The organism is Nonomuraea recticatena (assembly GCF_039533245.1).
In the GTDB taxonomy this organism is placed as follows: domain Bacteria; phylum Actinomycetota; class Actinomycetes; order Streptosporangiales; family Streptosporangiaceae; genus Nonomuraea; species Nonomuraea roseola.
Window position 1 is genome coordinate 360,079 of the sequence record NZ_BAAATE010000003.1, and the last position, 9,364, is coordinate 369,442.

At 70.8% G+C, this 9,364-nt stretch carries 10 protein-coding genes; 4 read left to right on the top strand and 6 right to left on the bottom strand.

The annotated features are described in order from the left end of the window. A complete protein-coding gene (locus ABFX50_RS08035) occupies positions 1–963 on the bottom strand; it encodes an NAD(P)/FAD-dependent oxidoreductase (RefSeq protein ID WP_346144604.1) in 963 nt (320 codons plus the stop codon). A 46-nt stretch (positions 964–1,009) separates the two neighbouring features. Here ABFX50_RS08035 and ABFX50_RS08040 point away from each other — a divergent pair, with 46 nt between their 5' ends. After that, positions 1,010–1,435 carry a MerR family transcriptional regulator gene (locus ABFX50_RS08040; RefSeq protein ID WP_183660531.1) on the top strand — a complete coding sequence of 142 codons (426 nt, stop codon included), beginning with the start codon at positions 1,010–1,012 and terminating at the stop codon, positions 1,433–1,435. Between the two features lie 36 nt (positions 1,436–1,471). After that, positions 1,472–1,969 carry an ion channel gene (locus ABFX50_RS08045; protein ID WP_346144606.1) on the top strand — a complete coding sequence of 166 codons (498 nt, stop codon included), beginning with the start codon at positions 1,472–1,474 and terminating at the stop codon, positions 1,967–1,969. 213 nt (positions 1,970–2,182) lie between these two features. Here the strand turns inward: ABFX50_RS08045 and ABFX50_RS08050 are convergent, their stop codons facing one another. Both ABFX50_RS08050 and ABFX50_RS08055 read right to left on the bottom strand, forming a co-directional pair. Next, complete coding sequence (locus tag ABFX50_RS08050; protein WP_346144608.1) at positions 2,183–3,370, bottom strand: cytochrome P450; 1,188 nt, start codon at positions 3,368–3,370, stop codon at positions 2,183–2,185. Between the two features lie 50 nt (positions 3,371–3,420). Next, entirely contained in the window at positions 3,421–4,389 is a 969-nt protein-coding gene (locus tag ABFX50_RS08055; protein WP_346144610.1) for a TIGR03557 family F420-dependent LLM class oxidoreductase, read from the bottom strand. Positions 4,390–4,497: 108 nt separating this feature from the next. Between ABFX50_RS08055 and ABFX50_RS08060 the strand changes: the two genes are divergently transcribed. Both ABFX50_RS08060 and ABFX50_RS08065 read left to right on the top strand, forming a co-directional pair. Beyond that, entirely contained in the window at positions 4,498–5,586 is a 1,089-nt protein-coding gene (locus ABFX50_RS08060) for a sensor histidine kinase (RefSeq protein WP_346144611.1), read from the top strand. After that, complete coding sequence (locus tag ABFX50_RS08065) at positions 5,583–6,251, top strand: response regulator (protein WP_346144613.1); 669 nt, start codon at positions 5,583–5,585, stop codon at positions 6,249–6,251. The genes ABFX50_RS08060 and ABFX50_RS08065 overlap by 4 nt, the downstream gene beginning before the upstream one ends. Positions 6,252–6,424: 173 nt before the next feature. Here ABFX50_RS08065 and ABFX50_RS08070 read toward each other — a convergent pair whose 3' ends face one another. The 3 genes from ABFX50_RS08070 to ABFX50_RS08080 all read right to left on the bottom strand — a co-directional run bounded on the left by ABFX50_RS08070 (position 6,425) and on the right by ABFX50_RS08080 (position 8,589). Continuing rightward, positions 6,425–6,766: a hypothetical protein gene (locus tag ABFX50_RS08070; RefSeq protein ID WP_346144615.1), complete on the bottom strand. Its 342-nt coding sequence runs from the start codon at positions 6,764–6,766 to the stop codon at positions 6,425–6,427. Positions 6,767–6,905: 139 nt separating this feature from the next. Beyond that, the gene (locus tag ABFX50_RS08075; protein ID WP_346144616.1) at positions 6,906–7,637 is read right to left on the bottom strand and encodes an AfsR/SARP family transcriptional regulator; all 732 of its coding nucleotides are present in this window, start codon (positions 7,635–7,637) and stop codon (positions 6,906–6,908) included. Positions 7,638–7,764: 127 nt separating this feature from the next. Further along, a complete protein-coding gene (locus ABFX50_RS08080) occupies positions 7,765–8,589 on the bottom strand; it encodes an isocitrate lyase/PEP mutase family protein (protein ID WP_346144618.1) in 825 nt (274 codons plus the stop codon). Positions 8,590–9,364 lie beyond the last annotated feature (775 nt).

The window sequence follows — 9,364 nt, forward strand, 5'->3', positions numbered from 1 at the left end:
TCAACCCCCGGCCCTGGCGAACGGGTGGGGCAGGGCGAAGTCGGCGCTGAGCAGGTCCTGGTCGATGACCGCCGCAGCGACGGTGCCGCCCGCCGCGGCGGCGACGACGGCGGCCATCGGCATCGGCACGGTCGCCCTTCGCGCCATGTCGCCTGCCGCGTAGACGCCCGGCACGCTGGTCTGGCCGAACTCGTTCACCTCCACGCAGCCGTCGGAGAAGGCCCTGCAGCCCAGCCGGGCGGCCAGGCCTGAGCGCTGGCGTGGCGCGTTGACGACGAAGACGGCCTCCCTGTCCAGCGGCGGGCCGCTCTCGAACACGATCTGCTCGAGGCGGTCGCCCGTCGCCTCCAGCCGGGCGACGGGCTCGCATCGCACCGTGACGCCGTTCGATTCGAGCGTCGCGCGCGAGGCCGGATCGAGCGCTCCGCCGTCCGTGCAGAGCGCGACGTCGGAGGCGAAGCGGCTCAGCTGCAGCGCCAGCCGTACACGGGGTGGCTCGGATCCCATCACCGCGACGGCCTTGCCGGTGCACTCGTAGCCGTGGCAGTAGGGGCAGTGGAAGGCGGAGCGGCCCCACAGCGGGCCGGCTCCGCGCGGGCCTGGCAGCTCGTCGGCCAGTCCGGTGGCGAGCAGGAGCCGCCGCGCGACGGCCGTGTCGCCGCCGGACAGAGACAGGCGGAAACCGTCCCGATCGGCGAGGTCCACGGCGGTGACGGCTTCCTCGCGCACCTGGACGCCCGGGTAGGCCGCCAGCTCGGCGCGGCCGAGTTCGCGCAGCTCGGCGGGTGGGGTCCCGTCGCGGGTGAGGAAGTTGTGGACCGCCTCGGCGGGGGCGTTGCGGCCCTCGCCCGCGTCGATCAGAAGCGTCGTGCGGTGGGCCCTGCCCAGGGTCAGGGCCGCCGACATCCCCGCGGGGCCCGCGCCGACGATGGCGACATCGAACAGGCATGCGTTGCTTGACATGAGAGTGAGTCTGCAAGTTAATGTCAACATGAAGTCAAGTGGTTCCATGCGCATCGGGGAGCTGGCCGAGCGGTTCGGTCTCGCGCCGCACGTGCTGCGCCACTGGGAGTCCATGGGCCTGCTCACCCCCGCCACGAGGGTGAGCGGTCGCCGCCAGTACACCAGCGACCACTTCGTCAGGGTCATGACCATCCTGCGCGCCAAGTCGGCGGGGATGAGCCTGGAGCAGATCAGGGAGGTCCTCGGCGTCCCCGGGCAGAGAGAGCGCAGGGAGATCCTCCAGCGGCACCACGCCGAGCTGGAGCGGCGGCTGCACGAGATCACGGCGTCCAAGGCGCTGATCGAGCACATCATGCAGTGCCAGGCCGACGACTTCACCCAGTGCCCTGGTTACCGGCGGCTGGCCGAGAGCGAGGCCGGTGGCTGGAACCTCCACGAGAACGTGTGCGTGGTGGAGGACCGGCCTGTCTGACGGGAATCGCCGCGACCCGATGGCATGATCCTTGAGGTGGCACAGCGGCGGAAGTTCATGGTCGTGCTGGAGCACGGGGCGCTCGTGACCGGGCTGATCGTGCTCTACTACCTGATCCCGATCGGCGACGGGTCCGACCTTCCGAGGGTCGGCCTGGGAGTGGCTCTCTTCCTCCTGGGCGTGGCCGTCCTGGTCTGGGTGTTCGCCCGCCACACCCTCGCCGTGGCGCGCAGGGACAGGCAGGCTCGGCTGGGGGTGCTGCTGTACCTGCTGTACACCGCGACCTCCTTCTTCGCCCTGAGCTACTACGCGGTCGCAGGGATCGACGGCGACCAGTTCGCGGACCTGCACACCCGCACCGACGCGCTGTACTTCACGGTCGCGACCATCGCCACGGTCGGATTCGGAGACGTGCACGCCGTCGGCCAGCTGGCCCGCGCCCTCGTCACCGTGCAGATGGTCTTCGACCTCGTCATCATCGCGGCGCTGGTGGGCGCCTACCGGCTGACGTTCGCCCACAGGAGCGAGCGCTGAAGGCCCGCCACCACGCGGTGTGTACGGTTCTCGCATGCGGTTCGGGGTGCTCGGTCCACTGACGGTGTGGGACGCCGAGGGGAATGCGGTCAGGATCTCCGAGGCGAAGGTCAGGGCGCTCCGCCGACCTGCTGGTGCACGAGGGGCGGCCGGTCTCCGCCGACCGGCTCATCCCCTTGCGCCCCGGGGCTGACGCGCGTCACGTAGCGGGCGTCAGCGCTTGCGCACCGGCAGGCGAGCGGGGCGGATGATGATGCTGCCCGACGTCCACCGCACCTCCTCGGCCGCTCCCGCGAGCGTGAGACCGGGCAGCCGCCGGACGAGGACGCCGAGGATCTCCTGCAGCTCCATGCGCGCCAGGTTCGCGCCCAGGCAGTAGTGCGGGCCGCGGCCGAAGGCGAGGTGCTGGGCCGTCTCGCGCCGCAGGTCCATGGTGTGCGGGTCGGGGAAGACCGAGGGGTCGAAGTTGGCTCCCGCGAAGGAGGCGATCACTCCCTCGCCCTTCCGTACCGTGCCCGAAGGCAGCTCGACGTCCTCGGTGGCCACCCTGAGCAGCGGGCTGTCGCCGGGCTGCTCCATCCTGAGCAGCTCCTCCACCGCGCCGGGCACCAGCTCGGGCCTGGCGGCCAGGCGGGCGTAGCCGTCGCGGGGGTCGAGCAGCCTGAGCACCGCCCTGCCCAGCACCGATCCGGTCGTCTCGTGCCCCGCGAGGAACAGTCCCAGCGCGTTGCGCACGAGCTCGTCCTCGTTCAGCCGGTCCTCGCCGTCGCGGGCGTGGATCATCGCGGCCAGCAGGCCGTCCCCCGGATCCTCCCGATGCTCGGCGATCACCTCGGCCATGTAGGCGTAGAACTCCATGGCCGCGGTGAGCTTGTCCTCCTCCGACAGGCTGGAGGTGGACAGCATCGCGTCCGACCAGGCCCGAACCCGTACGGAGTCGATTCCCGGCACGCCCATGACGTCGCAGATGACCTGGATGGGCAGGGGGAAGGCGAAGTCGTGCAGGAACTCGAACTCCTCCTCAAGCCCCTCGATGAGCTCGGTGGTGAGCTCGCGCAGCCTGGGCCGCCAGCCGTTGACCACACGCGGCGTGAACACCCCCGACAGCAGCCTGCGCAGCCGGGTGTGGTCGGGCGGGTCCATGCTGGTGAGGGTCCCGGGGGAGTCGGCGATGGTGAACCCGGGAAACATCCGGGGCGCGCCGGGGCGGCTGAGGTCGCGGCTGAACCGCGGGTCGCTCAACACGGCCACGGCGTCCTCGTGGGTCGTGGTGAGGTACGCCGTGTCCCCGCTGGGCAGCAGCACCTTGCCGAGGGGCTCCTTGGCCCGCCGCTCGGCGTACGTCTGCGCAGGGACTCCCCGTGGACCGGGTACGAACGGGTAGCGCTCAAAGTCGGCCATGAACCGGACGCTATCCACTGATCCACCGACGTGACAGGCCTAAGGCGCGGCTAGATCTCCCTGAGCGCGGGAAGCAGCGAGCCCTTCGCCCAGTCGAAGAACGGCTGCTGCTGGTCGGCTCCGATCTGCACCAGCGCCACATGCGTGTACCCGGCGTCGGCGAACTTCCGCACCGCCTGGACGACGGTGTCGACGTCGTCCCCGCAGGGCACGCTCTCGGCCACGTCCTCGGGCCGTACCGCGCTCGCCGCGGCCGCGAAGTTCACCGGGCCCGGCAGCTCCGCCATGACCTTCCACCCGCCCACGCCCGACCAGCGCCACAGCCGGTGGGCGCGCTCCTTGGCGGCGTCGGCGTCGGTGTCGTAGGCGATGGGCAGCTGGCCGTAGACCGGCTTGCCCGTACCGCCCGCGGCGTTGAACTGCTGGACCACCTCGGGCATCGGCTCGTTGACCACCAGCAGGTCGCCGAGTTCGGCGGCGATCGCGGCCGAGCGCCCGCCGGAGGCCGCGATGCCGATCGGGACCTGCTCGTCGGGCCGGTCGTAGAGCTTGGCGGAGTCGACGTTGAAGTACTCGCCGTGGTAGGTGACGTAGTCCCCGCCGAACAGCTCCTTGATGATCTCGATCGCCTCGCGGAACATCTCGTGCCGCGTGTCGGCGGGCGGCCAGCCCTCACCGATCACGTGCTCGTTCAGGTTCTCACCCGCGCCCAGGCCGAGCGTGAAGCGGCCGCCGCTCAGCGCCCCCATCGTGGCGGCCTTCTGCGCGACCACGGCAGGGTGGTAACGCATGATCGGGCAGGTGACGTACGTCATGAGCGGGATCCGCTGCGTCGCGTGCGCGACCGCGCCGAGCACCGACCACGCGTAGGGCGAGTGCCCCATCTCCTCGATCCAGGGGAAGTAGTGGTCGGAGATCACCGCGAAGTCGAAGCCGAGTTGCTCGGCGGTGACGGCGTAGTCCACGAGCTGCCGGGGGGGAGTCTGCTCGGACATCAGGGTGTATCCAATGTGCACCATGAAGTCGTGGTTTCCTGGCTTCGGCAAGGATAAGTACCGAACACCGAAGATCAATGATGATCGGCGCAGGCCGTACGCTCTCCGCTCGGTGTGATGCAGGGTGGGGGCATGTCGGTCGCGGACTTTCGCAGGTGGGTGAGCCGTCCATGGGCGGGGGACGCCGCGCTCGCCGTGGTGGTGCTGGCGGCGGAGCTCGGCTCGGTCTCATCAGGTCTCAGCGTCAGGGTCGTGCTGATCGCGGTGGGCGGGGCGGGGCTGATGCTCCTGCGCCGCCGCTACCCGGTCGTCGTGGCCGTGCTGGTCGGCGTGCTCTATGTGGTGGGCGCCCAGCCGCCCCGGTACGACGCGCCGGTCAGCGCCATGATGATCGCGCTCTACAGCGCGGGCCGCCACACCCCGGCGCTCACCTCCTTCGCCGTGGCGGCGACGGCCGTGGTGGTCAGCCTGGCGCTCAACGGGGTGGTCATGGGGGCGCCTCTGTCGATGACGCTGCCCCTGGCGCTGTCGCCCGCGATGCCCGTGGCGGCAGGGCACCTCGTCCGGCTGCGGAAGGAGCTGACCGTGCGAAGGGAGCAGCGGGCGGCCGAGCACGCGGTACGCGAGGAGCGCCGGCGCATCGCGCGCGAACTGCACGACGTGATCGCCCACCACGTCAGCGTGGTCGGCCTCTACATGGGCGTGGCCAGGAGGACGATCCCGATCGACGGGGAGCGCGCCCAGCGGGCCCTGCTCACAGGGGAGGAGACGGCGCGCAGGGCGATGACCGAGATGCGTCACCTGCTCGACGTGCTGCGCACCGACGGCGAGTCGGTGGAGAACCAGGCGGGCGTCGGGGTGGCGAGGCTGCCGGCGCTGGTCGAGGAGTCGGGCAACGCGGCGCTGGAGGTCACCGGCGAGGCGGTCGAGCTGCCGACGACCGTGGACCACGCCGTCTACCGGATCGTCCAGGAGGCGCTCACCAACACGCGCAAGCACGCGGTGGGCGCCAGCTCCCGCGTACGGCTGACCTACCTGCCAGGCCTGGTCGAAGTGGAGGTCGCCGACGACGGCCAGGCGCGCCAGAGCGGCGGCGTGGGGCTCGGCCTCGCGGGGATGGCCGAACGGGTGTCGCTGTGCGGAGGCCGGTTGCGCGCCGGCCCCTCGCCCGCGGGAGGCTTCGTGGTGCACGCCCGGATCCCCCTGCAGGAGAAGACGTGATCAAGGTACTGCTCGTGGACGACCACGCGCTGGTCAGGGCGGGGCTGCGCCTGCTGCTCGAGACCGAGGACGGACTGACCGCCGTGGGCGAGGCCGTCGACGGGCTCGACGCGGTACGGCAGAGCCACGCCCTGCGCCCCGACGTGGTGCTGATGGACCTCCACCTGCCCGGCATGGACGGCGTGGCCGCCACGGAGCGGATCGTCGCCGAGCTGCCGCAGGTCAGGGTGCTGGCGCTGAGCACGTTCGACCTGGAGGAACACGTGGTGGCGGCGCTGAGGGCCGGCGCGTCGGGCTTCCTGCCCAAGGACGCCTCGCCCGAGGAGCTGATCGAGGGCATCAGGATCGTGCACAGGGGCGAGGCGACGGTGGCGCCCCGGCTGCTGCTCGGCCTGATCGGCACCTTCGTCCGCCCGACCCGCCCCCGTGTGGTCGAGGTCCCCGCCGAGCTGTCCGGGCTGAACGAGCGCGAGAGGCAGGTGCTCGAACTCATCGCGCGCGGACTGTCCAACGGGCAGATCGCCGAGGAGGTCGGTCTCTCGGTCTCGACGGTGAAGAACCGCGTGAGCGACGTCTTCGCCAAGCTCGGAGTCCGTGACAGGGCTCAGGCGGTGATCGCCGCATACGAGGCCGGCCTGGTCACCCCGCGCGAGCGGGGCCGCTGACCCTCGTCCACCACGCCGGTCGCTGTTTCGACCGCCGTGGCGGAGGGGGCGGAGCGGACGAAGAGCCCACCCGGGGGCGAGGCGTGGGCTCTCGTCGTGCCGGCCGCCCGGTCACCGGCCAGGCACGTCACGCCGGGCTGGTTGTGGCGCGGGGGCCGGAGAATCCCCGGCTCCTACTTGCAGCTGTGGAAGCCGGAGTTGTAGCCGTCACGGAACCCGTTCCACCAGGCGCCGCTTCCGTGGACGTTCAGGTCGTGGGGCTTCTTGGCCTTGCAGTCGGCCCTTCCGTCGGTGAACCCCGCGCTGTAGCCCTTGTTGTACTGCTTCTTCTTCTTGGGCTTCGGCGGCAGGGCCGTCGTGACGGTCGTGGTCTCCGATCCGGCCTGGGCGATGGCCGTGGTGCCGAAGCCCGCCGCGCCCTGGGTCACCGTGCTCGCCTGCACGGCAGCGACCGGTCCGAAGGCGAGAGCGGTGAGGAGTGCTGAGCCGACCAGCAGACGTCGAGTGCCAGGCATTCCCTTCTCCTTTCTTCTGCCGGGGCGGCCCGTGGCGATGGTCGGCCGGCGAGCTCGCGCTCCGACGTTCCCTGCCATCATCGGAAACGGACTGTCACGCGGCCGCCATGATCGCGTGACGCCGGCGTGACCGGCGTCCTCACCCGCCGGCGGGCTGGAGCTGCGCCACCAGCTCGCGCAGCCGTGGCGTCGGCCGCAGCCCGAGCTCGCACTGAAGGCGCTGTGCGTAGCGTGTGAAGTGGCGCAGCGCCTCGACCTGGTTGCCTTCGGCGAGGTGCGCCTGGATGAGCGCGGCGCAGGCGCTCTCGCGCAGCGGCTCGGCGTGCAGGGCGGCGCTCGCGGCCGCGACGGCGTCGGCGTGGCGGCGGGCCCTGACGAAGTCGGCGGCCAGCGCCTCCAAAGCGTGCAGGCGTTGCTCGTGCCACTCCTCCGCCGTGGCGAGGACCCAGTCGTCGTACCAGCCAGGCAGCAATCCCGACGACAGCACGGAGACGGCCGAGGGGCTCAGGTCCTCGTCAGGGGTCGGCGCGGTGCGGTCGAGGATCCGCAACGCCAGGGAGCGGGCGTGATCGATGTCCACGTCGGTGTCGGGCGAGAGCCGGATCTCGGTCACACCGACGTCGAGCATGCGCCGCCCCGCCCCGTTCAGGCGGGCCAGCGCCGATCGCAGGCTCGCGTACGCGCGCCGCTCCGACGCCTCGGGCCAGAGGGTTCCCGCGATGAGGTTCCTGGGAACGCTCTGGCGGCACAGGGCGACGAACGCCAGGAGGCGTTCCGAACCACTTGGCAGGGTGACCTGGTCGTCCCCTGCCTGGAGCCGGAAGCCGCCCAGGAGATCGACACGCAGAGGAGACCGGTAGCTGCTCTCCATAATCCTCCCGTCCCGGCACTATCCGGGAACAGCGTCACGCGGTGGGCAGCCCTTCCAACCATCCCTATTGTCCGTTATGTACCCTCCGAATGTCGAGGGAGGCGCTCGAAGGACCGGCCGTGGCGGCTCAGCCGCGCGCGTCCAGGAGGGCGTTGAGCTCCGGGTAGGGGACGGCGCCGTCCAGCGCGGTGTAGGTGCCGGAGCGGAGGAGCTCCTCGGTCGCGCGCCTGGCGACGCCGTAGGCGGCCTCGGCGACGGCTGAGCCGAGGCTGATCCTGGCCACCCCCTGGGCGGCGAGCGTCGCCACGTCAGGCGCGCCGAAGCCGGCGAGCACGTTGAGGGGCGCGCCGACCTTGTCCGCCAGGGTCGCGAGGGCGGGAAGATCGAGCAGGCCGGGCACGAACACGCCGTCCGCTCCGGCCTCGACGTAGGCGGTCGCGCGCTCCAGCGTCTCACCGAGGTCGGCGCTCCCGCCGAGGTAGGTGTCGACGCGGGCGTTGAGGAACATCGGGATCCCGGCCTCGTCGGCGGCGGCGCGGGCGGCGGCCAGCCGTGCGGCCTGCTCCTCGATCGTGCGCAGCGGGGCGGCGCCGGGGCGGTCGGCGTCCTCCAGGCTGACGCCCACGGCGCCGGCGGCCAGCACCTCCCGCACGGTCCGCCCGACCCCCTCGGCGTCCTGCGCGTAGCCGCCCTCGATGTCGGCGCTGACCGGCACGGTGACGCCCGCGACGACCCTGGCGACCAGGTCGCGGGCGGCGGCGGCCCCCAGGCGGTCGCCGTCGGGCGAGCCGAGGCTCCAGGCGACGCCCGCGCTGGTCGTGGCGACGGCGGACGCGCCGGCGGCGGCGACGACCATGGCGCTGGCGGCGTCCCATGCGTTGGCGAGCAGCAGCGGCCGCCCGGGGACGTGCAGCGAACGGAACAGCAGTGCTCGGTCACGTTGTGTGCTCATGAGGAGAGACTCCATCAGCTGGCGACGCCCCGGCCAAACGTTTTAGGCAGGGCTGAAACGTGGCGGGGCGCGGTAGGCGGCGGTGATCGCCCCGATCGCCGGCGCCATTCTTGATTGCCGCCTTTTGGAGAAGAAACATTCGACGGCGCCATGACTGTGGAATGTCGAGATGAATTCGGTAAGGAGTCATGGTTGTTTTCGCACATGGATTTCGGTCCGCAGTGGAAAGTGGTCCTACCGTGCGGAAAGAGACCGAAACGATCTGCCGGACCCGCGGCGGCGCTTCCTTGACAGTCGGTGATTTCCGGGAGTCGATGTCGCGGCCGGACGAAGGCGCCAGGACAACGATCTTGGGTGGGCCGATTTCGCCTCCGCAGGCCGGAGGGGGCAATTCCGCTTGTTCGCCTGCACAGAGGGGTCCTGTATCAGCCTGTCCGAATCTCTGGTTTGGTCCCGACGCATACTTGGGCGCCCTATCACCCCGAAGGGGTTCTGTGAAGCCCCTGAGTCGGACGTGTCAGCTGAGTTGCGGACTGCGGTAATGACCGTTGACGCCGCCCGTAAGGACTGGATATAAGAGGTCTGACCGCAAACCGCCAATACTTGGGCAAGACGTACTAAGTCGTACGGGATTCAATTCAAAGAGTTCTTTGCAGCTTTTGCCGAGGAGCCCCCGCACCATGGCGATGAAGCATCTCTGTCTTGCGCGACCTATGCCCTGTACGTCCTTTCTGACCGCGGACGGCACCCGCCCAGGCCGGGGAGGTGCGCAGCC